This is a genomic window from Cystobacter fuscus (assembly GCF_044360685.1).
GTDB classification, from domain to species: domain Bacteria; phylum Myxococcota; class Myxococcia; order Myxococcales; family Myxococcaceae; genus Cystobacter; species Cystobacter fuscus_C.
In genome coordinates this window covers 4,068,331-4,093,527 of sequence record NZ_CP043491.1, presented here as the reverse complement: position 1 = coordinate 4,093,527, position 25,197 = coordinate 4,068,331, and the positions used below count along the sequence as shown (strand labels likewise).

The window sequence follows — 25,197 nt, the reverse complement described above, 5'->3', positions numbered from 1 at the left end:
CGCCCGTTACCCGTCCTTGTCCGGCGGACGCGGCGACTTCTGCTCGCGCGTCCGGTCCGACAGCAAGTCCTTGAGCTCCGCCATGAACTCGGTGATGTCACGGAAGCTCCGGTACACCGAGGCGAAGCGCACATAGGCCACCTCGTCCAGCGCGTGCAGCCGGCGCATCACCTCCTCGCCGATGACCGACGAGGGTACCTCCTTCTCCCCTACCCCTTGCAGCAGCCGCTCCACGGCGACCAGCGTCTCCTCGAGCTGGTCCGCCGACACCGGCCGCTTCTCGCACGCCTTCTGCAACCCCGCGAGCAGCTTGTCCCGATCGAACGTCTCGCGCCGGCCATCCTTCTTCACGATGAGCGGGTAGATTTCCTCCACGCGCTCGTACGTGGTGAAGCGCCGCTTGCATTGCAGACACTCGCGGCGCCGACGGATGACGGACCCCTCATGCGACTCGCGCGAGTCGATGACCTTGTTCTCGGGGTCCTGGCAGAAGGGGCAACGCATGGCACGCGCTACTTCAGGCGCGAGGCGTAGAGCGGGAAGCTCCGGGTGAACTCCTGGATGCGGCCCCGGATGCTGGCGAGCCGCTGCTCGTCCGAGGCGTTGTCCAGCGCCTCGACCACCAGCGCGCCCACGGTGGCCATCTCCGCCTCCTTCATTCCGCGCGTGGTGAGGGCCGGGGTGCCGATGCGCACGCCCGACGTCACCGTGGGCTTCTCCGGGTCGAACGGAATCATGTTCTTGTTCACCGTGATGCCCGCCTTGCCGAGCACCTCCTCGGCCACCTTGCCCACGAGCTTCTTGGGGCGCAGGTCCACGAGCATCAGGTGGTTGTCCGTGCCGCCCGAGCACAGCCGCAGGCCGCCCTTCTGCAGCGCCTCGGCGAGCGCCTGGGCGTTGGCGACGATCTGCTTCTGGTAGGCCTTGAACTCGGGGCTGAGCGCCTCGCGGAAGGCCACGGCCTTGGCGGCGATGACGTGCATGAGCGGGCCGCCCTGGATGCCCGGGAAGATCTGGCTGTTGAGCGTCTTGGCGTAGGGCTCCTTGCTCAGCACGAGGCCGCCGCGCGGGCCGCGCAGCGTCTTGTGGGTGGTGCTGGTGACGATGTCCGCCACGGGCACCGGCGAGGGATGCAGCCCCGCGGCCACCAGGCCCGCGATGTGCGCCATGTCCACCATGAGCGCCGCGCCCACGCTGTCGGCGATCTCGCGGAACTTCGCGAAGTCGATGATGCGCGGATAGGCCGAGGCCCCCACCACCACCACGCGCGGCTTGTGCTCCTTGGCCAGGGCGGCGGCCTGCGCGTAGTCGATCGTCTCGGTGTCCCGGGTGAGGCCGTAGTGCACGGCCTTGTACAGCTTGCCGGAGAAGTTGAACGCGGAGCCGTGGGTGAGGTGGCCGCCCGAGTTCAAATCCAACGCGAGCAGGGTGTCCCCCGGCTTCATCAGCGCCATGTAGGCGCCCATGTTGGCCTGGCTGCCCGAGTGGGCCTGGACGTTGGCGTACTCGGCGCCGAAGAGCTCCCGGGCGCGGGAGATGGCGAGCGTCTCGGCCACGTCCACCACCTCGCAGCCGCCGTAGTAGCGCTTGCCGGGGTAGCCTTCCGCGTACTTGTTCGTGAGCACCGAGCCGGCCGCTTCCAGCACCGCGGGGCTGACGAAGTTCTCCGAGGCGATCAGCTCCAGGCCCTCTTCCTGGCGCCGCGTCTCGTCCTGGATGGCACGGGCGATCTCGGGATCGACCTCGGCCAGAAGACGGGTGTTCTCCATGGATTGTGTCTCCTCGGTTGGAAGGCCGGCCCTCAGCGGGACTCGGCCTCTCGAATCTTGTCCAGACGCCGCTGGTGCCGCCCGCCTTCGAAGGGGGTGGCCAGGAAGGCCTCCAGGATGCTGCGGGCGAGTCCGCCGCCCACCACGCGCTGCCCCAGGCACAACACGTTCGCGTCGTTGTGGGCGCGCGCCATGCGGGCCACGAACTCGTCCGTGCACAACGCCGCGCGGATGCCCGGGTGCTTGTTGGCCATGATGGCCATGCCCATGCCCGTGCCACACACGAGCACGCCCCGGGTGGCGCTCCCCTCGGCCACCGCCCGGGACACCAGGCGGGCATAGTCCGGGTAGTCCACGGACTCGGCGCTGGAGGGGCCCACGTCATCCACCTCGACGCGCAGCTCCTGGAGCGCCTTCACCAGCTCACGGCGCAGCTCCAGTCCCGCATGATCCGACGCGATGATGACCTTCATGAGAGCCCTCCTCCACCCGGGACTGGATCGGACACGAGCCGAGCCCCCTCTGCACGAGCGAAGGGGGCGCGGGGACTACCGGAAGCGCTTGAACACCAACACCGCGTTGGTGCCACCAAAACCAAACGAGTTGCTCATCACCGCGTCCACGCGCTGCTCACGCGCCTGGTTGGGCACGTAGTCCAGATCGCACTCGGGATCCGGCGAGGTCAGGTTGATGGTCGGCGGGATGACCCCGCGCTGGAGCGTCATCACGCTCACCACGGCCTCGGCGCCACCGGCCGCGCCGAGCATGTGGCCCGTCATCGACTTGGTGGAGGAGACGGGCAGCTTCCTGGCGTGCGCACCGAAGACCGTCTTGATGGCCTTGGTCTCGTTGGCGTCGTTGAACGGCGTCGAGGTGCCGTGCGCGTTGATGTAGCCCACGTCCTCGGGGTTCATCCCCGCGGAGGCGAGCGCCAGGCGCATGCAGCGCGCCGCGCCCTCGCCCTCGGGGGCCGGCTGCGTCACGTGGTGCGCGTCCGAGTTGGCCCCGTAGCCCACCAGCTCCGCCAGGATGTTGGCGCCGCGCTTCTTCGCGTGCTCCAGCTCCTCGAGCACGATGATGCCCGCGCCCTCGCCCATCACGAAGCCGTCGCGCTCCTTGTCGAACGGGCGGCTGGCGCGCGTGGGATCATCGTTGCGGTTGGACAGCGCCTTCATCACCGAGAAGCCGCCCATGCCCAGCGGCGTGATGGCGGCCTCGGCCCCACCGGCGATGACCGCGTCGCACTCGCCCAGGCGGATGGACTTCCACGCCTCGCCGATGGCGTGCGCGCTGGTGGCGCAGGCGGACACGGGCGACCAGTTGGGCCCCTTGCACCCATAGCGCATGGAGATGAGGCCAGGCGCCATGTTGATGATCATCTGGATGATGAAGAAGGGAGAGAGCCGGTCGAACCCCTTCTCCAGGCCCTTGCGGTGCTGCTCCTCCAGCGAGGAGATGCCACCGATGCCCGAGCCGACGATGACGCCCACCTTCTCGGCCTGGTAGCCGTGGGGAGCGTCCGGCCCGATGGGCAGCCCGCTTTCCTTCACGGCCATGTCCGCCGCGGCGAGCGCGTACTGGGCGAACAGATCCATGCGGCGCACCTCGCGCCGGTCGATGAACTGTTCGGGCTGGAAGTCCTTCACCTCACCCGCGAAGCGGGTATCCATCTTCCCCAGTTCGAAGCGGGTGATGGTTCCGATCCCGGATTGACCGGCGAGCATCGCCTGCCAGTTCTTCTCGGTGCCGGTTCCCAGTGCCGTGATGATTCCGGTCCCGGTGATGACGACTCGTCGGTTTGACACGTGACTCTCCAAATACCGCGCTGCTGCGTTGGAACGCTGGGCGGGACCAGCGCTCCCCGGCCCTTCGACTGCTGCCTACTTCTTGTGGGTGTTGACGTAGTTGATGGCGTCGCCGACGGTCTTGATGTTCTCTGCCTCCTCGTCGGGGATCTCGACCTCGAACTCCTCCTCCATCGCCATGACCAGTTCCACGATGTCGAGGCTGTCAGCGCCCAGATCCTCGATGAAGGAGGACTCGGGCTTGATCTCCTCCTCACCCACGCCCAGCTGGTCGGCGATGATGGACTTGACCTTGGCCTCGATAGCAGAAGTCGACATAGGTGTTGATTCCTCCGGAAACCGCGTGACGGTCCAGCATACTCCCCGGACCCTGTAAAGGCGGGCGCGGTATACTCCAGGCTCCGCGCCGATCCAACCCTTGGCTACATGTACATGCCGCCGTTCACCTTGAGTACCTCTCCGGTGATGTAGGTGGCGGCGTCGCTGGCGAGGAAAAGTACCGCCTGGGCGACCTCCTCGGCCGAGCCCAGACGGCCCAGGGGGATGGCGCCCAGCATCTTCTCGCGCGTCTCACCCTCGAGGTAGGCCGTCATGTCCGTGGCGATGAAGCCCGGGGAAACCGCGTTCACCCGGATGTTGCGGCTGGCCAGCTCCTTGGCCACCGACTTGGTCAACCCGATGAGGCCCGCTTTGGACGCCGAGTAGGCGGCCTGTCCGCCGTTGCCCATCTCCCCCACCACGGAGGTGAGGTTGATGATGGCCCCACCCTTCTGCTTCATCATCGGCCGGCTGGCGGCGCGGATGAGCGCGAAGGCGCCCCGGAGGTTGGTGTCGAGCTGCCGGTCCCAGTCCTCGTCCTTCAAGCGCATCACCAGGCCGTCCACCGCGATGCCCGCGTTGTTCACGAGCACGTCCAGGCGGCCGTGCGTCTTGACGACATGATCCACGGTGCTCGCGCACGCGGCGGTGTCCGCCACGTCGAAGCGGATGATCTCACCCTGGGCGCCCGCGGCCTGGACGAGCCCCAGGGCCTCCTGCGCCGCGGCCTCATTGCCCGCGTAGCCGATCACCACCTTGGCGCCCTGCTTCGCGAAGCCCACCGAGATGGCCCGGCCGATTCCGCGCGAGCCACCCGTCACCAGCACCACCTTGTCCTTGAACGTGCTCATCTCTCAGGCTCCCAGGGCCGCGAGGACCTTCTCCAGGCTCGCGGAATCTTCCACGTTGAACGACTCGAGGTCCTTGCTGATGCGCTTGGTGAGGCCGCTGAGCACCTTGCCCGGGCCCAGCTCCACGAGGCGCGTGACGCCCTCGGCCTTGAGCGCCTCCACGCACTCGATCCACCGCACCGGCGCGCTCACCTGCTCGAGCAGGAGCGGCACCACGCGCGCCGCGTCCGCGTTGGGGCGCGCCTCCACGTTGGTCACCACCGGCACGCTCGGGGCGGACACCTTCACCCCGGAGAACACCTGCGCCAGGCGCGGCTTGACCGGATCCATCAGCGCGCAGTGGAAGGGGGCGGACACGGGCAGCGGCATCACGCGCTTGGCGCCCAGCTCCTTGCACTTCGCCCCGGCGCGCTCCACCGCCTGGGCATTGCCCGCGATGACCGTCTGCTCGGGCGAGTTGTAGTTGGCAGGCGACACCACCTGGCCCTGCGCCGCCTCGTCACACGCCGCCTTCACCTTGTCCGGCGTCAGGCCGAGGATGGCGGCCATGGCCCCCACGCCCTCGGGCACCGCCTCCTGCATGAAGGAGCCCCGGGCGCGCACCGCCCGCACCGCGTCCGGCAGCGACAGCGCGCCCGACACCACCAGCGCCGAGTACTCGCCCAGGGAGTGTCCCGCGACGAACGCGGGCGCCGGGCCCCGCTTGGAGAAGACGGCGTGCGCCGCCACCGACACCGTGAGGATGGCCGGCTGCGTGTTGGCTGTCAGCTTGAGCCCGGCCTCAGGGCCCTCGAACATGAGCTGGGTGAGCTTCTCGCCCAGCGCCTCGTCGGCGGCCTCGAAGACGGCCCGGGCCTCGGGGAACTTCTCGTACAGGTCCTTCCCCATGCCGACCGTCTGGCTGCCCTGGCCGGGGAAGATGAACGCGATCTTGGACATACGGCTTGCTCCCTCCCGAATGATTCCCGCTCCCCGTGCCTGTCGCCCTCCCGGAGGGGGCGCGCCCTCGGGCATCGTGGCCAGGGGGGCGGAGACGCCCTCTTGCCGCATTCGCCTGCCTTGGGCCAGCACTTAACGTCTCAACCCCCCCGGCTCCTCGGAGGATCCCCTCCACGCCCTCGTCCCACCGCGTTGACGCACGGGGAGCCAGGAGGCCGCCTGGGCGATGCATCGCGTCAACTCGGCCCGCAGTCCCGCCTCGGCGTTGCGCAGGGCGGCAACCAGGGCCTGTTGGATGGCCCGGGGCGAGCTGCGGCCATGGGCCACGATGCCCACCCCCTCGATGCCGAGCAGCGGGGCGCCGCCGACTTCCGCGTAGTCCAACCGCGTCTTCAACCCCGCGAAGATGGGCCGCAGCAACAGGGCCCCCAGCTTGAGCGGCAGCCCTCCCCGCTCGATCGCCGAGCGCAACAAGCCCGTCACCCCCGCGGCCGCCCCCTCGGTCGTCTTGAGGACCACGTTGCCGGTGAAGCCATCGGTGACCACCACCTCCACGTCCCCGGAGAAGAGACTCCGGCCCTCGACGTAGCCGGTGAAGCGCAGATCCGAGCGCCGCAGCAGCGCGGAGGCCTCGCGCGTGAGCGCCGTGCCCTTGGAGGGCTCCTCTCCGTTGGAGAGCACCGCCACGCGCGGCCGCTCGATGCCCAGCAGGGCGCGCATGTAGGCACCGCCGAGCACCGCCCACTGCGCGAGGTGCACGGGGCGGCACTCCACGTTGGCCCCGGAGTCCAGCAACAGGCACTGCCCCGGGCCCTTGAGCGTGGGCAGCAGCGTGGCGATCGCCGGGCGCTCCACCCCGGGCAGACGTCCGAGCAGCAACAGCGCCCCGGCCATCACCGCGCCCGAGTGCCCCGCCGACACCAGCGCCTGGGCCTCGCCCCGGCGCACCAGCTCGAACCCCACCCGCAGGGAGGAGTCCTTCTTGCGGCGGATGGCGGCGAAGGCGTCCTCCTCCATCTCCACCACCTCGGTCGCGGGGTAGGGGTGCACGTTGCGCGGTGCGCCTCCCTCGCGGGCCAGGCACGCATCCAGGCGCGCGGGTGCCCCCACGAGCACCACGTCATGCTCCGGGTGCTCACGCGCGAACAGGAGGGCGCCCCGCACGGGGGCCTCGGGGGCATGGTCACCCCCCATCGCATCCAGGACGAGCCTCATCGCGGGCGCATCCTTCCATGGACGCTCCGGGGCGAGGGGGGCAGAATGGAGGGGACCCCCGCCGGGATTCTGTTGATCCACTGTCGCGTTGACTCACACGCCTTGAGCGGCTAGGGTCCGCCGCCTTCCGAGCTTTTGCCGGTCGGGACCGGTGGGGATGCCCCGGTGGTCCAGGGCCGTGACGATATAGAGGTGAGCCGTGGGTGTTCCCAAGAAGCGTACGTCCAAGATGCGTCGTGACCGCCGCCGTGCGGCCAACAACAACCTGCGCAGCGCGGTGCAGGTGATTCAGTGCTCCAACTGCAAGGAGCCCATCCTTCCCCACCGCGCCTGCTCGGCGTGCGGCCACTACAAGGGCCGCGAGACGATTCCCGCCCAGGCCTGAGTTCCCCGTTCGCGGAACCAGGAAGGCAAGAAGGCCGCTCCCTCCATCCAACGGAGGGGCGGCCTTTCTGCTTTGGACTCCCGGCCCGAGGCCAGGAGCCCCCCGCCCCGGGTTCAGCTCTGGAGCTTGATGTTCTTGAGCGCCTCGAAGCGCGGATCCACGTACTTCGCCGCGCAGTCGCACTGCTTCTCGTTGAGGTTCTGGCCGCACTGCGCGCACAGGCCCTTGCAGTCCTCGCGGCACACGGCGTTCATCGGCAGCGCCAGTTGCACCTGCTCGCGCACGATGGGCTCCAGGTCGATGATCTTGCCGTCGAACAGCTCCTCGTCGGCGTCATCCAGCGCGAACGAGCCGCCGCTCTCGCCCTGGCCCCGGTCCTTCTCCGCCTGCTCCTCCTCGTCCAGGACGTCATCGCCCCGGGCCAGCGACTCGGGCACCAGGTTGATGGTGAAGGAAGTGGGCAGCTCCAGCACCGAGTCGGCCAGGCAGCGCTTGCACGCCGCCGTCACGCGCGAGGTGAACTGGCCCTGCAACAACACGCCCCCGCCCACCTTGCGCAGGCTGGCCGAGACCGCCAGGGGCTCGGTGGCACGGAAACCAGAGCCCTCGAGCGCGGTGCCGAGCTGCTCCAGGCTCATCCGCTCGTTCAACTTGAGCCCTTCGTCTCGAATCTCTTCAATCTTTACGCGCATCGACACAGCTGTTCGTCCTGTCCAAAAAGGGGCGCGCATCATGGGGAGGCCCCCTCCCGCAGTCAACGCGCCAGAACACCCATAGATGTGTCCGGGCGCCCAGGGTTTCACCCCTGGTCCCAAACTAGAGCGGGGCCTGACCGTCTGCTAGGGTGGCGGCCAATGTACGTTCGGTGGCAGCACGTGGTGGCGAGCATCTTGATGGCGAGCCTGCTGACTCCCGGCGCCTCGCTGGCGAAGCCCTTGTTCCCAGGGCCCTTGTTGTTCCAGACGGCCCCCGCCCGCCCGGAAATCGCCCGCGCGCAGGCGCAGATCGAAAGCGGCGAGTTCGAGGAAGCGGTCCGGACCCTGGAGGCCGGACTCGACGCTCCCGACGTCACCGATGATCAGCTCGTGGAGCTCTACCGCCTGCTCGGTCTCACCTCCCTGTACCTGGGGGACGAGGCGCGGGCGCGCGAGGCCTACGAGATGCTCCTGCAGGCGCGGCCGGACTACGAGCTGCCGCGCACCGCGCCCCCGAAGATCCGCTCGCTCTACGCGCGCATCAAGGAGGACATCAAGAACCGGCGCGTGCGGCCCGTCACCCTCCAGGTGGATCCCCTGCCGGACACCGAGGGCGGCGCGCCGGAGACGGCGGTGGCGTACATCCAGGACATGGCGCTCGGGGCCCGGGCGCGGCTGTTCTACCGGCGCGCGGGCGCGCAGGCCTACAGCTCGGTGGACTTCACGCGGGATCGCACCAACAAGGAGCGCTACGTCGCCACCCTGCCCGCCTACGAGATTCCCGCCAGCGCCTCGGCCTACGAGGTGGAGTACTACTTCGAGGTGGCGGACGCGGCGCAGCGGCGGCTCGCGGGCCGGGGAGATGCCTTCAACCCGCTCGTCTTCCAGGTGGCCCCCACGCCCGGCGCGGTGGCCACACCCGGCGCGCGTCCCTGGTACAAGAGCCCCTGGCTCTGGGTGGCCGTGGGCGCCGTGGTGGTCGCGGGCACCGCGGGTGCCGTCGTCTACGCCACCTCCGAGGAGCGCGGCAGCGTTCCCATCATCGTCCGCGTCGAGCCGGATGCCCCCACCCCATGAGCCCTCGTCCCTTCCTCTCCTTGCTGTTGGGTGCCACGCTCGCCCTGGGCTGCGGTGCCCCGTCTGAAGCCGGTACGGGACTCGGCCTCGAGCTGCGCATGTCACAGGCGGTCGCCTCCGAGGTGGGCGCCTTCCAGGTGGTGGTGCTGCGCGACGGCCGGGAGCGCCGGTGCGCCGAGCTGCAGCGCGCCTGTGTCCAGCAACAGGTGAAGTCGGAGGAGCTGGTCGTCCTCCAGGGGCCGAACGGCAAGAAGGGGCGCGCGCTGCGCTTCCCGGCGGCGCTGTCGGAGGGCGGCACCCAGCAGATGAGCGCGGACATCCCCGTGGGCCGCGACTACGTCGTCATCATCGAGGCGCTCTCGCGCACCAACCCGCCGCGCTTGCTCGGCAGTTCCTGCAACTACCTGGACTCCGTCAGCGCCACGCGCAACGAGCCCCTCATCGCCGCCCCCATCACCCTCACGGCGGTGGAGTGCGATCCGACGATCGCTCCGTGAACGCTTGTCACGAAAGCGTCACGACCTCGTCACCTTCCATCTGGTAGGCCATGCGCCGTGAAAGCCTGGAGCCTGGAGGAGTGATGGCGCGCATCCTGATCATCGAGGACGAGCAGGATCTGGCCGGACTGGTGGAGTACAACCTCCGAGCCGCGGGATTCGAGGCGGAGGCGGTGGGCTCGGGCGCGAGTGGTCTGGCCCGGGCACGCGCCCAGCTGCCGGACCTGCTGCTGTTGGACTTGATGTTGCCGGACCTGGCGGGCAGCGAGGTGTTGCGCCTGTTCAAGAGCGACGCCGAGCTGCGCAAGGTGCCCGTCATCATCGTGAGCGCCAAGGGCCAGGAGTCCGATCGCATCCAGGGCCTGGAGCTGGGCGCGGACGACTACGTGGTGAAGCCCTTCTCCGTGCGCGAGCTGCTGCTGCGGGTCAAGGCGGTGCTGCGGCGCGCGGACACGGAGGAAGGACCGGAGGCCCAGCTGTCCGTGGGGGAGATCCAACTGGACACCTCGCGCCACCAGGTGCGCGCCCGGGGCCAGGACGTGGCGCTCACCGCGCTGGAGTTCCGCCTGCTGCGCACCCTCATGGAGCGCATCGATCGCGTGCAGACGCGCGAGGTGTTGCTCTCCGACGTCTGGGGCATCCAGGCGGAGATCCACACCCGCACGGTGGACACCCACATCAAGCGCTTGCGCGAGAAGCTCGGCCCCGCGGGCGACATCATCGAGACGGTGCGCGGCGTGGGCTACAAGCTCACGCCCCCCTGAGCAACGGAGGCCGCTCCGGCCATGCCCCCGCGCCTCTTCTTCTTTCCCCTGCTGGTGCCCGCGCTCGCGGCGCTCGTGCTCTTCCTGCTGCTGGGCTGGAAGATGGACGCCGTCTACGTGGCCTTCACCGCCCTGGTGAGCTCCGTGCTCACCCTGGTGGCCGTGCGCGAGCTGCTCCAGCGCCGCCTCGCCCGGCTCGCCCGGCAGATACTCCAGCGTCCCGAGGGCACCGCGTCCCCCCTGCCCACCGGGGGCGAGCGGGAGCAGTTCGACGAGGTGACGCTCTTCCAGCGGTCCCTGGAGTCGCTCCACCAGCGCATGTCCGCGCGCAACGCCGGCCTGCACCAGGAGGCCCGCACCCTCACCGCCGTGCTGGACGGCATGGCCGAGGGCATCTGGGTGACGGACGCCGAGGGCACCGTGGTGCGCCACAACGACGCGCTGCGCACCATGTTGCGGCCCACCGGGGAGATCGTCGGCCAGCGCCCGCTCGCGCTCCTGCGGCATGACTCACTCAACGAAGCCGTGATGCGCGCGTGCCACGAGGGGGCCTCCACCCGGCTCGAGCTGACGCTGGAGGGCGTGCTCCCTCTCACGCTGGCCATCCGGGTCACTCCCCTGGGAGGCGACCTGCCAGGCAGCGCCGCGGTCTTCCACGACGTCACCGAGCTGCGCCACCTGGAGAAGGTGCGCAAGGACTTCGTCGCCAACGTCTCGCACGAGCTGCGCACCCCCATCACCGCCATCCGCGGCTATGCCGAGACGCTCCAGGGCGGCGCCCTGGGGGATGCCCAGGTCGCGGCCCGGATGGTGGACATCATCCACCGCCAGTCCGAGCGCCTGTCGGAGCTGGTCGAGGATCTGCTCGAACTGTCCCGGTTGGAATCACGCGAAGTGAAGCTGCGGGTCCAGGACGTCTCCATGGCGCTCGTGTCCACCCGGGCCGCGGAGGTCGTCCGGCACAAGGCCCAGGGCAAGCGCATCGCGCTCGAGCTGAACGTGCCCCCGGACCTCGTCGCCCGAGGAGACGAGCGAGGGCTCGAGCAGGTGCTGCTCAACCTGCTGGACAACGCGGTGAAGTACACGCCCGAGGGCGGACGGGTGACGGTGAGCGGCGGCCGGGAAGACGGGCGGTGCGTGGTGCACGTGCACGACAGCGGGGTGGGCATCGAGTCGCGGCACCTGGCGCGCATCTTCGAGCGCTTCTACCGGGTGGACAAGGGCCGCAGCCGGGACATGGGGGGCACGGGCCTGGGCCTGTCCATCGTCAAGCACCTGTTGAGCGCCATGGGCGGAGAGATCAGGGTGGAGAGCCAGCCGAACGAGGGCTCCACCTTCACGATTTTCCTTCCAGCGACGGTGCCCTCGGAGGCGGCGGCGGGTTAGGATGCCGCAGCCATGCGGGTTGCCATCCTCGCCGACATTCACGGGAACCTCCCCGCCTGCGAGGCCGTCCTCGAGGACATCGCCCGCGTTGCCCCCGACTACATCGTGGCCGCCGGAGACCTGGCCCTGCGCGGCGCGCATCCGCGCGAGACGGTGGAGCTGCTCTTCGATCGCTGCCATGCCCTCATCATGGGCAACACCGACTGCTACCTCGCGGGCCACTACCTCGGCGGCGCCTACCGCGAGCGCGACCACTGGAAGACGGAGCTGCTCCAGTGGACGCGGGATCAGCTCGGAGAGGCGTGGCTCAAGCGCCTGGGCGCCATGCCCTTCTCCACGCGCTACTCGCCGCGCCGCGGGCAGGACTTGTTCGTCTGCCACGCCAATCCGCGCAACCTCGAGGACTCGCTGGACCCGACGCTCGACGAGAACACCGTGCGCCGCTACTTCCAGCACCTGGACGCGGCCGCGTGTGCCTTCGGCCACCTGCACTTCCCCTACCGCCGCCGCGTGGGCCGGCTGCTCATCGCCGACGTGGCCAGCGCCGGCATCCCCCGCGATGGGGACCTGCGCCCGGCCTATGGCGTCTTCACCTTCACGCCTCGCGGCTGGCGCGTGCAGATCCGCCGCGTGCGCTACCCGGTGCGCAAGGCCACCCAGGCCCTCACCGCGCGCCGCGTGCCCGGCGGTCCGCTCCTCATCCACAAGCTCGTCGAGGCGCGCTACCGCCACCACAAGGCGCTGATGGAGGCCGCGCGCCGCCACTCGGGGCTGCCCCCGCCCGGGCCGGTGCTGCGCCCGCCCCCAGGCGCCAACCTCCCGCCCCGGCCCCTTCCCCTGGACATGCCCGTCGTGGAACCCGCCCTGCCCCATCACCTCGAGGGCGAGGAGGGTCCCAACATGCCCATCGACGAGGAGCCCCTGCCGCTGTCCACCGTGCAGGACCTGGACGGCTGAGCCGCACCGCGTCGCGCCCTGTCCAGGGGCGGATGTCACGCATTTGTCGCAAGCGTGCCACGGGACCGCGAACAGCACGGTCCAGAGTGCGCCGCCGTCATGCCCCACGTCCTCATCGTCGATGACGAGCGAGACCTCGCCGAGCTCATCGATTTCAATCTGCGCTCCGCGGGCTTCTCCACCCGCGTGGCCACCACCGGGGAGGCCGCGCTCCAGGCCTCCCGCGAGCAGCCATCGGATGTCGTCCTGCTGGACGTGATGTTGCCAGACATGTCCGGCGTGGAGGTCTGCCGGCAGCTGCGCTCCACCGCGTCCACGCGCGACGTGCTCATCGTCATGCTCACCGCGCGCGGAGAAGAAGCCGACCGCGTGCGTGGCTTCGAGGTGGGTGCCGACGACTACGTCACCAAGCCCTTCAGCGTGCGCGAGCTGGTGCTGCGGCTCAAGGCGATCCTCCGCCGGGGCAACCCGGGCCGGGAGGATGCCTCCGCGGCGCTCAAGCTCGGCCCCCTCACGCTCGACACCCACGCCCACCGCTTCTACGTGGACGACAAGGAGGTGCCGCTCACCGCGCTGGAGTTCCGTCTGCTCGAGCACCTGCTCAGCCGCGTGGGCCGGGTGCAGTCGCGCGAGCACCTGCTCGAGGAGGTCTGGGGCCTGTCCAGCCACCTGGAGACGCGCACCATCGACACCCACATCATGCGTCTGCGCGACAAGCTCGGCGCCGCGCGCGCCTACCTCGAGACGGTGCGCGGCGTGGGCTACCGCATCGTCGCCCCGGACGCGGCCTGAGCCCCGTCCCTCCGCCTTTCTCAAGCCTTCCCAAGGAGACGTACCTCATGAAGACGTTCATCGCCTCGCTCGCCTCGCTCCTGCTGCTCGTGCTCCCGGGCTCCTCCCGCGCCGGCACGGTCACCGTGAAGGGCTCGGACACCCTGGTCATCCTCGGCCAGCGCTGGGCCGAGGAGTTCATGAAGAAGAACCCCAACACCAAGCTGCAGGTGACGGGGGGCGGCTCGGGCGTGGGCCTGTCCGCCCTCATCAACGGCACCACGGACATCGCCATGTCCAGCCGCCCCATCAAGGACACGGAGAACCAGCAGTTGAGCGCTCGCACCAAGAGCAAGGCCACCGAGATCGCCGTGGCCAAGGACGGCGTGACGTTCTACGTCAACGAGTCCAACAAGCTCGACGCGCTCACCGCCGAGCAGCTGCGCGACATCTACCTGGGCGACATCACCAACTGGAAGGACGTGGGCGGCCCGGACGCCCCCATCGTCGTCTACTCGCGTGAGAACTCCTCGGGCACCTACGTGTTCGTCAAGGATCACGTCCTCAAGGGCGAGGACTACACCCCGAGCGCCCAGACGCTGCCGGGCACCGCCGCGGTGGTGAACGCCGTGGCCAAGGAGAAGAACGGCATCGGCTACGGCGGCGCCGCCTACGCCAAGGGCATCAAGGAGCTCAAGGTGCTCCAGGGCAAGGAGGCCATCGCCCCGAGCGAGGCCAACATCAAGAGCGGCAAGTACCCGCTCTCGCGCGAGCTCTACTTCTACCTGCGCGCCAGGCCCGAGGGCGAGACCAAGGCCTTCCTCGACTACATCCTGTCGCCCGAAGGACAGGCGCTCGCCACGAAGGTCGGCTACTTCCCGGTGAAGTAGTCCCCCACCCCACGACGTCCTCCGCGTCACGCGATTGTCACAAGAGTCCCGAGGCAAACATGGATAGACAGGTGAGCATGCAGGGTCAGGGACTCGTGGGAATGGTGGCCGTGGCACCGAAGCTGTCCTCCGCGGCCCGGCGCAGACAACTGCGCGAGAAGGTCATCGCCGGCGTCATCACGGCCATGGCCTTCACGGGCATCGCCGCGCTGGTGCTCATCCTCGTCTTCGTGGCCAAGGAGGCGCTCGCGCTCTTCCTGGACGCCGAGGCCCGGCACGAGGCGAGCCTCTCCAAGATGTTCCTGCCCCAGGTGACGCGCGCGGGCCGGCCCGCCACCTTCATGTGGCAGCCGGTGTCGTCGGTGCCCAAGGTGAGCATGATTCCGCTCTTCATCGGCACGCTCAAGACGACGCTCGTGTCCATGGTGGTGGCGGTGCCCGTGGGCGTGGCGGGCGCGCTGTTCGCGGCCGAGTTCGCGCCGCGCAGGCTGCGCGAGGTGCTCAAGCCCACCATCGAGCTGCTCGCGGGCGTGCCCTCGGTGGTGCTGGGCTTCTTCGTGTTGATGGTGCTCGCCAGCATCATGCAGGACACCTTCGGCGTGAGCTCGCGACTCAACGCGCTGGTGGCGGGCCTCGGCCTGTCGCTCGCCATCGTCCCCGTCATCTTCACCGTCACCGAGGACGCGCTCACGGCGGTGCCGCGCAGCTACCGCGAGGCCTCCCTGGCGCTCGGCGCCACGCCCTGGGAGACGGCGTGGAAGGTGGTGCTGCCGGCGGCCGCCCCGGGCATCCTCGCCGCGTGCGTGCTGGGCTTCGGCCGCGCCATCGGCGAGACGATGATCGTCCTGATGGCCTCGGGCAACGCGGCCATCGTCTCCGCGTCGCTCACGGACTCGGCGCGCACGCTCTCGGCCACCATCGCCGCGGAGATGGGCGAGGTGGTGGTGGGCAGCCCGCACTACTCGCTCCTGTTCTTCCTCGGGGTGGAGCTCTTCCTCTTCACCTTCATCCTCAACATGCTGGCGAACACCTGGACCCGGCGGGTCCTCAAGCGCCTGTCCGGAGCCGGAGCATGAAACACACCTGGCGCAGGGCCGTGGGCGCAGCGCTCACGTCCCTCACCGGCCTCGCCGCGCTGCTCATCGTCGCGCTCCTGGCCGTCATCCTCCTGGACGTGGTGCGCGGCGGCGCGGGCCACCTCACCTGGAAATTCCTCTCCGAGCCCCCCTCCGACGGCATGATGGGCGGCGGCATCTTCCCGGCCCTGTATGGCACGGCGGCGCTCACCCTGCTCATGACGCTCGCGGTGATGCCTGTGGGCGTGCTCACGGCGGTGTACCTGCACGAGTACGCGCCCCCGGGCTCGCTGCTCGCGCGCGCGGTGCGCGTGGCCGTGGTGAACCTGGCGGGCGTGCCCTCCATCGTCTTCGGCCTGTTCGGCGTGGGCTTCTTCATCCACTTCGTGGGCGGCAACATGGACCGGCTGCTCGGCTACCAGGAGCTGCACTGGGGCCAGCCGGGCATCCTCTGGGCCTCGCTCACGCTGGCGGTGCTCACCCTGCCCGTGGTCATCGTCTCCACCGAGGAGGCGCTCAAGGCGGTGCCCATGGATCACCGCACGGCGAGCCTCGCCCTGGGCGCCACCCAGAGCCAGACGCTCGTGCGCGTGGTGCTGCCGGGCGCGCTGCCGGGCATCCTCACCGGCGCCGTGCTGGCCATCTCCCGCGGCGCGGGCGAGGTGGCCCCCATCCTCTTCACCGGCGCGGCCTACTTCCTGCCGGACCTGCCCCGCTCGATGAACTCCCAGTTCATGCACCTGGGCTACCACTCCTACGTGCTGGCCACCCAGTCCCCGGACGTGGAGGCCACCCGGCCCCTGCTCTACGCCACGGTGCTGGTGCTGCTCGCGCTCACCTTCGCCCTCAACCTCGTCGCGGTGCTCATCCGCGCCCGCACCCGCCGGCGCGCCGCCGCGGCCCACTGACGCAAAGCGTGCCATGCCCCTCTCCTCTCCCACTCCCGCGCGCATCAAGATGGAGTCGCGCGCCCTCACGCTGCGCTACGGCGCCAAGGTGGCCGTCCGCTCCGTGAGCCTCACCCTGCCCGAGCACCAGGTCACGGCGCTCATCGGTCCCTCGGGCTGCGGCAAGTCCACCTTCCTGCGCTCGCTCAACCGGATGAATGATCTCATCCCCGGCTCCAGCCACGAGGGTACCGTGCTGCTCGAGGGCACGAGCATCCATGATCGCAACGTGGACGTGGTGGACCTGCGCCGCCGCGTGGGCATGGTCTTCCAGAAGTCCAACCCCTTCCCCAAGAGCATCTTCGAGAACGTGGCCTACGGCCTGCGCGTGGGCGGGATGAAGGACAAGGCGGAGCTGGACGCGCGCGTGGAGAAGTCCCTGCAGGGCGCGGCGCTCTGGGACGAGGTGAAGGACCGGCTCGGCGACAGCGCCCTGGGCCTGTCCGGCGGCCAGCAGCAGCGCCTGTGCATCGCGCGCGCCCTCGCCGTGGAGCCCGAGGTGCTCCTCATGGACGAGCCGGCCAGCGCCCTCGACCCAATCGCCACGGCGAAGATCGAGGAGCTCATCTACGAGCTCAAGGCGCGCTACACCATCGCCATCGTCACCCACAACATGCAGCAGGCGGCGCGCGTGAGCGAGCGCACGGCCTTCTTCTACATGGGCGAGCTGGTGGAGTGTGGGCCCACCGAGCAGATCTTCACCAACCCGCGCGAGAAGCGCACCGAAGACTACGTCACCGGGAAGTTCGGCTGAGGGCCGGGGGAAGCGAACACATGCCGTCAGTGCATACCGACAAGGCGTTCGAGGCGGACCTGCGCGAGCTGCGCGAGAAGCTGCTGGCCATGGGCGCCAAGGTGGAGGCGCTCATCGCCAACAGCATGCGCGCGCTCATGGAGCGTGACACTCCCCTGGCCGAGGAGGTGACGTCCGGCGACAAGGAGGTCAACCGCCTGGAGGTGGAGATCGACGAGGCGTGCCGCCGCATCCTCGCCCTGCGCCAGCCGGCCGCGAGCGACCTGCGCCTCATCACCACCGCGCTGAAGATCGTCACCGACCTGGAGCGCATTGGCGACCTGGCGGTGAACATCGCCGAGCGCACCAAGGACCTCAACCAGGTCCCCCCGCTCAAGCCCTACGTGGACATTCCCCGGCTGTCGGACCTGGCCCTCCAGCAGGTGAAGAAGGCGCTGGATGCCTTCGTGTCCGCGGACCCCGTCAAGGCCGAGGAAGTGCTCAAGGCGGATGATCACCTCGATGCCCTCTACCTGAAGATCTTCAACGAGCTGCTCGGCTTCATGATGGAGGACTCGAAGAACATCCGCCGCGCCACGGCCCTGATGTTCATCGCCAAGCACCTCGAGCGTATCGGGGATCATGCCACAAACGTGGCCGAGATGGTTGTCTATATGGTGCGCGGCACCGATATCCGACATCCGCGCAGCCGCAACCTGCCCTCGGGGCCCTGAGGCAGGGTGGCATGGGGGGTGCTTGCCCGGGCGCCCACCAAGACATCACGGGGGCGTCAAATTGTCGTCACGTACGGTTTGGTAGCATCCTGCGCGCACCGCGCCCCAACCCCCGGGGTGACCTTCCTGCCCAGGAGCACGACGTGTTCTCTATCCACGCCCTCGGTCTCGCCCTCCTCGTCGCAGCGGCCGTCGGGAGTCTCGTCCTCTGCGTGCAGCTCTTCTGTGTGTGGCTGCACCACCGGAGGCAGGAGCGCGCGGCCCCCGAATCCAACCCCTCGCGTCCCCTCAAGAGCATCTCCATCCTCAAGCCCCTGTGTGGGGTGGATGACGACCTCGAGGCCAACCTGGAGTGCTTCGCCACCCTGGACCACCCGGCCTACGAGCTGCTCCTCGGAGTGAAGGACACGCGGGATCCCGCCTATCCCGTGGCGAAGGCGGCGGTGGCGCGCTGGCCCCACCGGGTGCGCCTGGTGCTGCAGCAGGGCGAGCCCGGCCTCAACCCCAAGGTGAACCAGCTCATCACCCTGGCGGCGGCGGCCCGCAACGAGCTCCTGCTCATCAGCGACTCCAACACCCGCGTGGAGCCGGGCTACCTGGAGGAAATCTCCCACACCTTCGAGGATCCCCGCGTGGGCTGCATGTCGCACCCCATCAGTGGGTTGGGCGAGCAGACGCTGGGCTCGCTCATGGACAACCTGTACCAGTGCACCTCGGCGGGCGCGGGGCAGATCGCCGCGAAGCAGGCCGCGGGCCAGGATCTCGTGGTGGGCAAGTCCATGGTGTTGCGCCGCTCGGTGGTGGAAGCGCTGGAGGGCTTCCGCGCGGTGGCCAACGTGCTGGCCGAGGACTTCGTGATCGGCCAGTGGGTGACGCGGCGCATGGCCCTGCGCTCGGTGGTGGCGCGCGCCCCCGTCTACAACGTGTCCCAGAAGAAGAGCGTGAAGACCTTCTTCAAGCGCTATGTGCGCTGGAGCATCATCCACCACACCTGCATCCCCACGTCGCTGTACCTGGCGCAGTCCATCCTCAACCCCACGCCCTGGGCGCTGCTGGGGGTGATGCTGGCGCCCTCGACGCAGACGCTCGAGGTGGCCGGCGCGGTGGTGGGGGTGAAGCTGATCCACGACGTGGCCGTCTTCCGGATGATGCGGCCCGGACAGCGCACCCGGTGGGTGACGGTGCCCGCGGTGCTGCTCAAGGACATGTTGCTCTTCGCCGCCTGGGTCAACGGGCTGTTCGCCCGCTCGGTGGACTGGCGGGGCAACTCCCTGCGGGTCATGGCCGGCTCGCACCTGGTCGCGCCGCCCTCCGCCCTGCCCGCCCCCATCCCCCTGCCGGCGCAAATGGCCGCGGCCGAGTCCGAGGACCGGGGCGAGCTGCTCGCGGGCTGACGGGTTCACCGGGACGTCACCGGGAGCCCCGCAAAGAGTTACCTGGGGGCCATGGCCGTGTTTCAGCAGGTGGGTACATCCTCACCATGCACCTGCGAACCCTGGCGCATCTGTCGGATCTCCACCTGGATCTCACCCCCGAGAGTGACACCACGGCCCGCGCGCTCGTGGAGAGCCTGCTCGCCGAGAGCGTGGACCATGTGGTGGTCACCGGGGACCTGACCCACCAGGGCAGCCAGCGCGAGTACAAGCGCTTCCGGCAGCTCTTCGCCCCGCTGCTCGACGCCGGGCGGCTCACCTTCATCCCCGGCAACCATGATCGCACGGGCGAGGACGCGGGGAGCCGGTGGATGAACGGGCGCAAGGTGCGGGTGGAGCACGCCGAGGGCCTGTACCTGGTGTGCGTGGACTCCACGGGCCCGCACAACCGCAACTACTTCGCCTGCCACGGTGTGTTGACGCCCGAGGTGCTCAACGCCGTGGACGAGGCCCTGAGCGCCGCGCCGCGCGACGTGCTCACCGCGGTGCTGCTGCACCACCACGTGCTGCCCCTGCCGGAGGAGAGCTTCCCGGAGCGGCTGGCCACGCGCATGGGCTGGCCCCACGCCTCGGAGCTCGCGCTGGGCGCCGAGCTGGTGCAGCGGGTGCAGGGCCGGTGCGACCTCATCCTCCACGGACACCGGCACGTGCCCCGCGAGTTCGACCTGGGGGCGCCCCGGGGACGGGGCCTGCGCATCTACAACTCGGGCAGCTCCACGGAGATGGGCCGCTTCCGCGTCTTCTCGCATGCCGCGGGCCGGCTGACGGGGGCGCCGGTCTGGTACCGGGCCGCCCTGCCCCCCTCGCGCAAGCGCTCGTCGGCCCCCAACGTGGGACCGGCGTTGCAGTACCTGGCCTCGCAGTTGACGATGGCGCTCCTCTAGCCTGGCTGCTGTTGGCGGCTTCGGGCGAAAACGAGTGTTGATCTCAAGGAGAGACGGATTGAGGTGACTTCTTGGGTCTGGCGACTGGCATGTAGCACTTGCCCTGATATGCAGCGGCCTCCGAGCCACAGGGAGGCTTCTGGGCGAGTTCCACCCAGCACCCGCCGTTGATCTCCACCGCGACCGTATTGCTGCTACAGGGGGGAACCGCCTGATTGCGGAAGGGCTTTTCGGGCATGGAATAGGCGAGGACCGCCGGGTCCGACTCCTCCAATGCGTCGAAGGACGCGGCGTCTTCCTGGGAGAGGGAATCCGCGGGTTCACCCCGAGCGGGGGGAGATGGAGTCTCGGAGAGACTCACCAGGAGCCAGACACCCAGAGCGAGTGAGAGCCCGGTCCAGTTCGCGGCCGTGCGGCCCGTGCTCCGGAGTAAAGTGGGAGGAGTCGGAGACAGGCCCGAAGCGAGGTGTGCCTGGAGCCGAGGACTGTGTTCCACGCGCGAGATGGCGGCGGAGGTGAGCACGAGGATATCCGCCAGTTCCGATACGGGCACGGACGCGGGAGCCTCCTCCACTCTCACGGTGACCGAGGTGGGCTGCGGCTCACACAAGACGGAGACCCGCCAGGGCCCCTCGGGCTGCCACTCCACGCGCTCCGTGGGCAGCAGTTGCAGAACCGGCTTTCCGGTCTCCACATCCCACGCGTCGTGCAGACTGCCCAGATCGGTCCCCACCTCGCCGTAGGCTCCGCCCCGTTCGAACGGCCCCCACCCGCTCCCCTTTCCTCGCTTCTCGTTCGTCATGTGTACTCCCGATCAGTTCGGCACCCAGCGGAGCGGATTCAACCCATCACGTCAACCTGAGGCACAGAATCCTTGGGGTGAGGGGTCACATGACTGAGGCCAGATGAGGGCTACAATCACAGTATCGAGCTTGAGGAAAAAACAACTCTTGAAGACATCCTTTTCACCATCAAGAGCAAGCCAAGCCAGTAGAACATCTGGCTCCACGAGAAAGAACTAGACGGTATTTTGGTCGAGACCAACCGTGCTCCACCCTGCTCCCTCGCTGGTCACTTCTCGCCGATCAGGGCTCCGGACGTTGAGGTGTGGAGGCCAGGCGGCGGGTGTTGGCGGGCGAGAAGAAGGCGGGAGGGGTGCTCGCGATTGTGGAGCACCTGGGCCTGCCCACGGCAGGCGCGAGGCTGGCCTCGGCATGCCAGCCCCTCGGGCCGCGTGGTGCCTGGCACACTGCTCGGCCGGCCCCGTCCACAGCCCGCCTCGTCCAGTCCGCCACCTCTCCACAGGCCTTCCATCCGTCCTATGCTGCTTAAGGGTGGTGGAATCGCTTCATTGCATAGGGATCGATCTACTGCTCGGTGTCGCGGCTTCTCAAGCGGGAGCCAATCCTAACTCTTTTCGCCAGTACTCGTCATATTGAGGACCCCAAAATAGATTCCCTGGATTGGCTATATCCATCAATGCTTGGTCGGCGCGCAAGCACAAAAACCTGGGCTTGGATGCGCTCTCAGTAGTGTCTGCCAGCCACACCTGACCGATGCATGGAGACGAACTGCCGACAGTTGTCCTAAAGAACGAGGCGTACCATTTGCCTTCATTGGAGAGTGCGATGTCGCTATATTCGAGTATTTGCACTGGGATAGCCTTTTCTTCGTCCTTGTGCTGAATGAGCTGCTCCCGCTTGTGTTGAAGCGCCTTGCGCATCTGATCATCTAGAAGGTAGTCGCTGTGCGCTTCATCGGAGATGGCTCGATTAAAGCAAATGCCTTTGTTTTCATTTTTTCTTTTCGCGATGTGTACGGACGAGCGAAAACCGGAAATTGCAACATCCACTCCGCTCAAATCACTCGTTTCGTGCATTTGATCAAAGTGCTCGGTGAGCCACTTCCAGAGGTTTTTTGCTGCTTGTTCCTTCCATTTGGTTCCCGGCTCGTATGGAATGGTTATTGAGGCGCACGACGTCGGCCACTTTTCCCGAAAGTCGGCTTCGAGAAGTCGTATGAACTCTTTAAGCCAAATTTCGTCTTGGAGCTGGTTTCGGTATGTCTCAAGCTTCGTGTGCTCGATGGCAAGATGCAACAAACGTCCATTGCAATTTCCAGTTACCAAGCAGTCAACGGCTTTTAATTGGCGCTCGTTTTCGTCACACCAATTGAGATTTTCCCAGTCCCAGGTGGTCTGAGTCAGTTCCTCGTGGCGTGTAAGGAACCGCTTGATAATCGGTTTCTCAGGTTTCTCACGGCCTTGTTTCACGTGTTTCTCCTTGACTGGGCCTTGATATTTTGCGAGCGCGATAATGAATTGGACCCGTAGTCCATACTCCAGGTCCATGAATAGATATGGCGCGTCCTCATTCAATGTATTCCAGAATGGCGTGCACCCCACCGAGGGTCGTCACGTACACCAACACCCGGCGCCTGCCTCCACACCCGACACAGGCGGCAGCCCGGCCCCATCCGCTCGCGACGTGCACTCCTTCTTCTGTTCCGCCTTCACCGTTGCCTCAGGCGGTGGGCTCGCATCTTGTGGCTTCGGCTCCGCCCCCTCTGGGGGGAGCGTGGGCTGCGCCGCGCGGGAAACGTAGGCGCCATGATGTTCGTGATGGTCGTGCGCGTGCATTCCCGGAATGTAGGGCTGCGAACACCTCGCAGCAAGCATCCGATCGCGTCAGTAGATCGCTCGGCGGTTGAGATCGTGGCTGAGCGCGAGCACGCAGACGCCAAGGATCTTCCACAGCACCTCGCTTCCGTTCCCCCAAGAGGGAGCAGAGGAGGCGAGCGAGGAGCCCCAAGCAACTGCGAGATAGGAAACGCGGAAGGAGCGGACAGCGCGAGTGGACCGGGTAGGGCTGCTCCATTCCCGCCTGGATGAATTCAGCAATATGCAGCCCCTACACGGAGGAGCCAATGAAAACGCGTGGTTTGGTCATGATTCCCTCGTAGGCTGTAGAGTGTAGCCATGCTTCGCCCCCCCTGCTTCCATGGGTGGCATGATGGCCGTTGACGGTCCTGGAGGCACCGACAGGCGGAGGCGTCCGACATGCGATGGTACGTTGCCCCAGTTCTCATCCCGTTGCTGCTCGTTCCGCTCTTCGCTTGGGCCGCTCCGGCGGGAGCCGAGGCGAGGCCACCTGTGTTGGCTCCCGTGAAGGTGAGCGGTTACACGGGAGAGGCCCAGCATGGGTTGAAGCTCTCCTTCCCAGCGCTCGGACCCCACCCGGCCCTGGCGGTATGGACGTTGGACGAGGCACGCGAGGTGGTGGCGACGTTGGAAAGCGCCTTCAAGGAGGTTCGCTCGGGGCCCCGGTCGACTTTTCCACTGGAGGCCCATGCGCGGGTGCGGGCAGGCCTGCTGCTCGGAGCTTCGGCGGACCGGCCCACGGCCTTGGAACAGCGGATACGCGAGCAGGACGAGGCGGCGCTGGGAGAGGCCCTGGTCGGGCTTCCGGTGTCCATGGAGAGCGCCCAGTGGTTTCAGGCGCTCCAACTCTCGCCGCGCTACATGGGGGAAGGTGTGCGCGACGCTGCCAGAGAGATGTTCAATTCACCCGCCGTCCTGCTGTCCGTGGGCTCTTCCATGATGTTGTACATGCTGGCGTGGGCGGCGCCGGAGCCCGTCTTCTCCAAGGCCCTCGCGGCGGCGGTGACGGTGGGGCTGCTGCTGACCTACACCGCGACGGAGTTGCACCAGGTGGGACTGGCGTGCCTCAACCTCTACCGGGAAGCAGAGGCGGCGAGGACGCGGGAGGAACTGGACGCGGCGGCCGAACACTTCGGCAAGGCGCTGGGAGGTATCGGGCTGAGGGTCCTGGTGACGGTGGCGGGAGCGAAACTGGCCCAGGGGTTACCGCGAGTGCCCGGAGGCGGGCTGTGGTCGCGATTGTCTCCTCCCCGGTCCGCCTTCGCGGGGGGTGGCTCGGGGGGCGGCCTGTCGATCGGGGCGGGGACGCGTGCGCAGGTGAGTGTGGCGGATGGGACGGTGGTGCTCATAGGGGTGGTGGCCAATACGACGGCCTCCGCGGCGAGCGCGGTGAGGGCCTCGGCCCGGACATCGGGAAATTGTGCGGAGTCAAAGCAGGACGACAATCAGCGCCACCACCTGTGCACCAACAAGAACAACACATCCGAGGTCACGGGCGGCCCCTGGACCCCCCGGTTCGAGGACCTCTTCGCTCGGGCGGGAATGGATTTGGATGATCCGGCGAACCTCGTCTACCTGCGAGGCCACAAGGGGCCCCATTCCGAGGCATACCACCGCGAGGTGTTCAGTCGCATCCGGGATGCACTCGGAAGCTGTAGGGCCAAAGCCGACTGCCGGGCCCTACTCGTGAAAGAACTTGACCAGATCGCAGGGGACCTCTGTACGCCCGGCTCCAATCTCAGCAAGCTAGGCGTTCGTACGCCATGAACACACAGACGAAATACTATGAGTTGTACGACAACATGCGCATCCGTAAGCGCTGGAATTTGCGCATGCCTGTCGATACTCAGGGCGAGTGGATCGACACCTGGCAGTTCAATGAGGGGAGGGTCCTCGACATCCCGGGGCCTATCCGCTTCCCGGTGAGGCCCACGGGCGTCGTGCTCGAGTACACCCTGTCCATGGGCATTCCCGTTGTCCACCGTCGGGTTGTCTCCCTCTTCGAGCGTTTGGGTATCGACAAGGAAGTCCAGTTCATCCCCGCCGAGGTGGAAGGTCAGACAGAGCCCTGGTTCATCCTCAATACCCTTCAGGTCATCCGGTGCATCGACGACGCCCGGTGTGAGGAAGTCCTCTACTGGAAGCCAGAGGATGACCGTCCAGACAAACTGGGTGGATACCGAAACGTCCGAGGGCTCAAGGTGGACCCGGAGAAGATCGGCGAGGCCAACGTCTTCCGACCCTGGGGCTGGCTGGTGACACTCATCGTCTCCGAGCGCGTCAAGCAGGCCCTGGAGGAGGAGCGCATCACCGGCATTGACTTCTCTGCCGTTTGAGCCGGAGAAGGTGTCAGACGATGACGAGAAAATGATTGTCAGGCAGGGAATGGGCCCTAAAATCCGAACCCGCGAA

The 25,197-nt window shown here is 67.9% G+C and carries 27 protein-coding genes; 16 read left to right on the top strand and 11 right to left on the bottom strand.

The features are described from left to right. Positions 1 to 6: 6 nt before the first annotated feature. From nrdR to plsX, 8 genes are all read right to left on the bottom strand, one after another. Entirely contained in the window at positions 7 to 504 is a 498-nt protein-coding gene (gene nrdR / locus F0U63_RS16840; protein WP_395846937.1) for a transcriptional regulator NrdR, read from the bottom strand. 8 nt (positions 505 to 512) lie between these two features. Next, the gene (gene glyA / locus F0U63_RS16835; protein WP_395846936.1) at positions 513 to 1,769 is read right to left on the bottom strand and encodes a serine hydroxymethyltransferase; all 1,257 of its coding nucleotides are present in this window, start codon (positions 1,767 to 1,769) and stop codon (positions 513 to 515) included. Between the two features lie 32 nt (positions 1,770 to 1,801). Beyond that, on the bottom strand, positions 1,802 to 2,242 hold the full coding sequence (gene rpiB, locus F0U63_RS16830; RefSeq protein ID WP_395846935.1) for a ribose 5-phosphate isomerase B: 441 nt from the start codon (positions 2,240 to 2,242) through the stop codon (positions 1,802 to 1,804). Positions 2,243 to 2,317: 75 nt separating this feature from the next. Then, complete coding sequence (fabF, locus tag F0U63_RS16825; protein ID WP_395846934.1) at positions 2,318 to 3,574, bottom strand: beta-ketoacyl-ACP synthase II; 1,257 nt, start codon at positions 3,572 to 3,574, stop codon at positions 2,318 to 2,320. Between the two features lie 75 nt (positions 3,575 to 3,649). Continuing rightward, complete coding sequence (acpP, locus tag F0U63_RS16820) at positions 3,650 to 3,892, bottom strand: acyl carrier protein (RefSeq protein WP_095986274.1); 243 nt, start codon at positions 3,890 to 3,892, stop codon at positions 3,650 to 3,652. Positions 3,893 to 3,996: 104 nt separating this feature from the next. After that, entirely contained in the window at positions 3,997 to 4,743 is a 747-nt protein-coding gene (gene fabG, locus F0U63_RS16815; RefSeq protein WP_395846933.1) for a 3-oxoacyl-[acyl-carrier-protein] reductase, read from the bottom strand. Positions 4,744 to 4,746: 3 nt separating this feature from the next. After that, positions 4,747 to 5,682: an ACP S-malonyltransferase gene (fabD, locus tag F0U63_RS16810; RefSeq protein ID WP_395846932.1), complete on the bottom strand. Its 936-nt coding sequence runs from the start codon at positions 5,680 to 5,682 to the stop codon at positions 4,747 to 4,749. Between the two features lie 132 nt (positions 5,683 to 5,814). Then, the gene (gene plsX / locus F0U63_RS16805; RefSeq protein ID WP_395846931.1) at positions 5,815 to 6,897 is read right to left on the bottom strand and encodes a phosphate acyltransferase PlsX; all 1,083 of its coding nucleotides are present in this window, start codon (positions 6,895 to 6,897) and stop codon (positions 5,815 to 5,817) included. 199 nt (positions 6,898 to 7,096) lie between these two features. Here plsX and rpmF point away from each other — a divergent pair, with 199 nt between their 5' ends. Continuing rightward, the gene (gene rpmF, locus F0U63_RS16800) at positions 7,097 to 7,282 is read left to right on the top strand and encodes a 50S ribosomal protein L32 (RefSeq protein ID WP_043433090.1); all 186 of its coding nucleotides are present in this window, start codon (positions 7,097 to 7,099) and stop codon (positions 7,280 to 7,282) included. Positions 7,283 to 7,395: 113 nt separating this feature from the next. Here rpmF and F0U63_RS16795 read toward each other — a convergent pair whose 3' ends face one another. Continuing rightward, complete coding sequence (locus tag F0U63_RS16795) at positions 7,396 to 7,974, bottom strand: YceD family protein (RefSeq protein ID WP_395848377.1); 579 nt, start codon at positions 7,972 to 7,974, stop codon at positions 7,396 to 7,398. Between the two features lie 162 nt (positions 7,975 to 8,136). On the opposite strand from F0U63_RS16795, the gene F0U63_RS16790 reads away from it, so the two are divergent. The 13 genes from F0U63_RS16790 to F0U63_RS16730 all read left to right on the top strand — a co-directional run bounded on the left by F0U63_RS16790 (position 8,137) and on the right by F0U63_RS16730 (position 20,126). Next, on the top strand, positions 8,137 to 9,054 hold the full coding sequence (locus F0U63_RS16790) for a hypothetical protein (RefSeq protein ID WP_395846930.1): 918 nt from the start codon (positions 8,137 to 8,139) through the stop codon (positions 9,052 to 9,054). Continuing rightward, complete coding sequence (locus F0U63_RS16785; protein ID WP_395846929.1) at positions 9,051 to 9,551, top strand: hypothetical protein; 501 nt, start codon at positions 9,051 to 9,053, stop codon at positions 9,549 to 9,551. Before F0U63_RS16790 ends, F0U63_RS16785 begins: the two co-directional genes overlap by 4 nt. 83 nt (positions 9,552 to 9,634) lie before the next feature. Continuing rightward, a complete protein-coding gene (locus F0U63_RS16780) occupies positions 9,635 to 10,315 on the top strand; it encodes a winged helix-turn-helix domain-containing protein (protein WP_395846928.1) in 681 nt (226 codons plus the stop codon). A gap of 21 nt (positions 10,316 to 10,336) precedes the next feature. Continuing rightward, entirely contained in the window at positions 10,337 to 11,701 is a 1,365-nt protein-coding gene (locus F0U63_RS16775) for a sensor histidine kinase (RefSeq protein WP_395846927.1), read from the top strand. A gap of 12 nt (positions 11,702 to 11,713) precedes the next feature. Next, on the top strand, positions 11,714 to 12,658 hold the full coding sequence (locus F0U63_RS16770; RefSeq protein ID WP_395846926.1) for a metallophosphoesterase family protein: 945 nt from the start codon (positions 11,714 to 11,716) through the stop codon (positions 12,656 to 12,658). Positions 12,659 to 12,757: 99 nt separating this feature from the next. Further along, positions 12,758 to 13,450, top strand: a complete 693-nt coding sequence (locus tag F0U63_RS16765; RefSeq protein ID WP_395846925.1) for a response regulator — start codon at positions 12,758 to 12,760, stop codon at positions 13,448 to 13,450. Positions 13,451 to 13,497: 47 nt separating this feature from the next. After that, the gene (locus F0U63_RS16760; protein WP_395846924.1) at positions 13,498 to 14,319 is read left to right on the top strand and encodes a phosphate ABC transporter substrate-binding protein; all 822 of its coding nucleotides are present in this window, start codon (positions 13,498 to 13,500) and stop codon (positions 14,317 to 14,319) included. A gap of 59 nt (positions 14,320 to 14,378) precedes the next feature. Beyond that, positions 14,379 to 15,395: a phosphate ABC transporter permease subunit PstC gene (gene pstC, locus F0U63_RS16755; RefSeq protein WP_395846923.1), complete on the top strand. Its 1,017-nt coding sequence runs from the start codon at positions 14,379 to 14,381 to the stop codon at positions 15,393 to 15,395. Then, complete coding sequence (gene pstA, locus F0U63_RS16750) at positions 15,392 to 16,303, top strand: phosphate ABC transporter permease PstA (protein ID WP_395846922.1); 912 nt, start codon at positions 15,392 to 15,394, stop codon at positions 16,301 to 16,303. Before pstC ends, pstA begins: the two co-directional genes overlap by 4 nt. Positions 16,304 to 16,352: 49 nt before the next feature. Beyond that, a complete protein-coding gene (gene pstB / locus F0U63_RS16745; RefSeq protein WP_071899143.1) occupies positions 16,353 to 17,096 on the top strand; it encodes a phosphate ABC transporter ATP-binding protein PstB in 744 nt (247 codons plus the stop codon). A 20-nt stretch (positions 17,097 to 17,116) separates the two neighbouring features. Continuing rightward, entirely contained in the window at positions 17,117 to 17,809 is a 693-nt protein-coding gene (gene phoU, locus F0U63_RS16740) for a phosphate signaling complex protein PhoU (protein WP_002630239.1), read from the top strand. A gap of 143 nt (positions 17,810 to 17,952) precedes the next feature. Further along, entirely contained in the window at positions 17,953 to 19,203 is a 1,251-nt protein-coding gene (locus F0U63_RS16735) for a ceramide glucosyltransferase (protein ID WP_395846921.1), read from the top strand. Between the two features lie 86 nt (positions 19,204 to 19,289). After that, positions 19,290 to 20,126, top strand: a complete 837-nt coding sequence (locus F0U63_RS16730) for a metallophosphoesterase family protein (protein WP_395846920.1) — start codon at positions 19,290 to 19,292, stop codon at positions 20,124 to 20,126. A 43-nt stretch (positions 20,127 to 20,169) separates the two neighbouring features. Here F0U63_RS16730 and F0U63_RS16725 read toward each other — a convergent pair whose 3' ends face one another. Both F0U63_RS16725 and F0U63_RS16720 read right to left on the bottom strand, forming a co-directional pair. Beyond that, the gene (locus F0U63_RS16725) at positions 20,170 to 20,928 is read right to left on the bottom strand and encodes a hypothetical protein (RefSeq protein WP_395846919.1); all 759 of its coding nucleotides are present in this window, start codon (positions 20,926 to 20,928) and stop codon (positions 20,170 to 20,172) included. A 588-nt stretch (positions 20,929 to 21,516) separates the two neighbouring features. Further along, complete coding sequence (locus F0U63_RS16720) at positions 21,517 to 22,398, bottom strand: hypothetical protein (RefSeq protein WP_395846918.1); 882 nt, start codon at positions 22,396 to 22,398, stop codon at positions 21,517 to 21,519. A 786-nt stretch (positions 22,399 to 23,184) separates the two neighbouring features. Here F0U63_RS16720 and F0U63_RS16715 point away from each other — a divergent pair. Both F0U63_RS16715 and F0U63_RS16710 read left to right on the top strand, forming a co-directional pair. Next, positions 23,185 to 24,552 (top strand): AHH domain-containing protein, encoded by a 1,368-nt coding sequence (locus F0U63_RS16715; protein WP_395846917.1) that lies wholly within the window; start codon positions 23,185 to 23,187, stop codon positions 24,550 to 24,552. Further along, entirely contained in the window at positions 24,549 to 25,121 is a 573-nt protein-coding gene (locus tag F0U63_RS16710) for an imm11 family protein (RefSeq protein ID WP_395846916.1), read from the top strand. The genes F0U63_RS16715 and F0U63_RS16710 overlap by 4 nt, the downstream gene beginning before the upstream one ends. Positions 25,122 to 25,197: the final 76 nt, after the last annotated feature.

What these genes read in the sequence shown, in the direction of transcription:
- rpiB (WP_395846935.1), bottom strand. Translation starts at nt 2,242, where the DNA reads ATGAAGGTCATCATCGCGTCGGATCATGCGGGACTGGAGCTGCGCCGT.
- F0U63_RS16760 (WP_395846924.1), top strand. Translation starts at nt 13,498, where the DNA reads ATGAAGACGTTCATCGCCTCGCTCGCCTCGCTCCTGCTGCTCGTGCTC.
- plsX (WP_395846931.1), bottom strand. Translation starts at nt 6,897, where the DNA reads ATGAGGCTCGTCCTGGATGCGATGGGGGGTGACCATGCCCCCGAGGCC.
- F0U63_RS16785 (WP_395846929.1), top strand. Translation starts at nt 9,051, where the DNA reads ATGAGCCCTCGTCCCTTCCTCTCCTTGCTGTTGGGTGCCACGCTCGCC.
- F0U63_RS16770 (WP_395846926.1), top strand. Translation starts at nt 11,714, where the DNA reads ATGCGGGTTGCCATCCTCGCCGACATTCACGGGAACCTCCCCGCCTGC.
- phoU (WP_002630239.1), top strand. Translation starts at nt 17,117, where the DNA reads ATGCCGTCAGTGCATACCGACAAGGCGTTCGAGGCGGACCTGCGCGAG.
- nrdR (WP_395846937.1), bottom strand. Translation starts at nt 504, where the DNA reads ATGCGTTGCCCCTTCTGCCAGGACCCCGAGAACAAGGTCATCGACTCG.
- acpP (WP_095986274.1), bottom strand. Translation starts at nt 3,892, where the DNA reads ATGTCGACTTCTGCTATCGAGGCCAAGGTCAAGTCCATCATCGCCGAC.
- F0U63_RS16715 (WP_395846917.1), top strand. Translation starts at nt 23,185, where the DNA reads ATGCGATGGTACGTTGCCCCAGTTCTCATCCCGTTGCTGCTCGTTCCG.
- F0U63_RS16765 (WP_395846925.1), top strand. Translation starts at nt 12,758, where the DNA reads ATGCCCCACGTCCTCATCGTCGATGACGAGCGAGACCTCGCCGAGCTC.
- F0U63_RS16725 (WP_395846919.1), bottom strand. Translation starts at nt 20,928, where the DNA reads ATGACGAACGAGAAGCGAGGAAAGGGGAGCGGGTGGGGGCCGTTCGAA.
- F0U63_RS16790 (WP_395846930.1), top strand. Translation starts at nt 8,137, where the DNA reads ATGTACGTTCGGTGGCAGCACGTGGTGGCGAGCATCTTGATGGCGAGC.
- glyA (WP_395846936.1), bottom strand. Translation starts at nt 1,769, where the DNA reads ATGGAGAACACCCGTCTTCTGGCCGAGGTCGATCCCGAGATCGCCCGT.
- fabG (WP_395846933.1), bottom strand. Translation starts at nt 4,743, where the DNA reads ATGAGCACGTTCAAGGACAAGGTGGTGCTGGTGACGGGTGGCTCGCGC.
- F0U63_RS16730 (WP_395846920.1), top strand. Translation starts at nt 19,290, where the DNA reads ATGCACCTGCGAACCCTGGCGCATCTGTCGGATCTCCACCTGGATCTC.
- F0U63_RS16710 (WP_395846916.1), top strand. Translation starts at nt 24,549, where the DNA reads ATGAACACACAGACGAAATACTATGAGTTGTACGACAACATGCGCATC.
- pstA (WP_395846922.1), top strand. Translation starts at nt 15,392, where the DNA reads ATGAAACACACCTGGCGCAGGGCCGTGGGCGCAGCGCTCACGTCCCTC.
- F0U63_RS16775 (WP_395846927.1), top strand. Translation starts at nt 10,337, where the DNA reads ATGCCCCCGCGCCTCTTCTTCTTTCCCCTGCTGGTGCCCGCGCTCGCG.
- pstC (WP_395846923.1), top strand. Translation starts at nt 14,379, where the DNA reads ATGGATAGACAGGTGAGCATGCAGGGTCAGGGACTCGTGGGAATGGTG.
- F0U63_RS16795 (WP_395848377.1), bottom strand. Translation starts at nt 7,974, where the DNA reads ATGCGCGTAAAGATTGAAGAGATTCGAGACGAAGGGCTCAAGTTGAAC.
- F0U63_RS16780 (WP_395846928.1), top strand. Translation starts at nt 9,635, where the DNA reads ATGGCGCGCATCCTGATCATCGAGGACGAGCAGGATCTGGCCGGACTG.
- pstB (WP_071899143.1), top strand. Translation starts at nt 16,353, where the DNA reads ATGGAGTCGCGCGCCCTCACGCTGCGCTACGGCGCCAAGGTGGCCGTC.
- fabD (WP_395846932.1), bottom strand. Translation starts at nt 5,682, where the DNA reads ATGTCCAAGATCGCGTTCATCTTCCCCGGCCAGGGCAGCCAGACGGTC.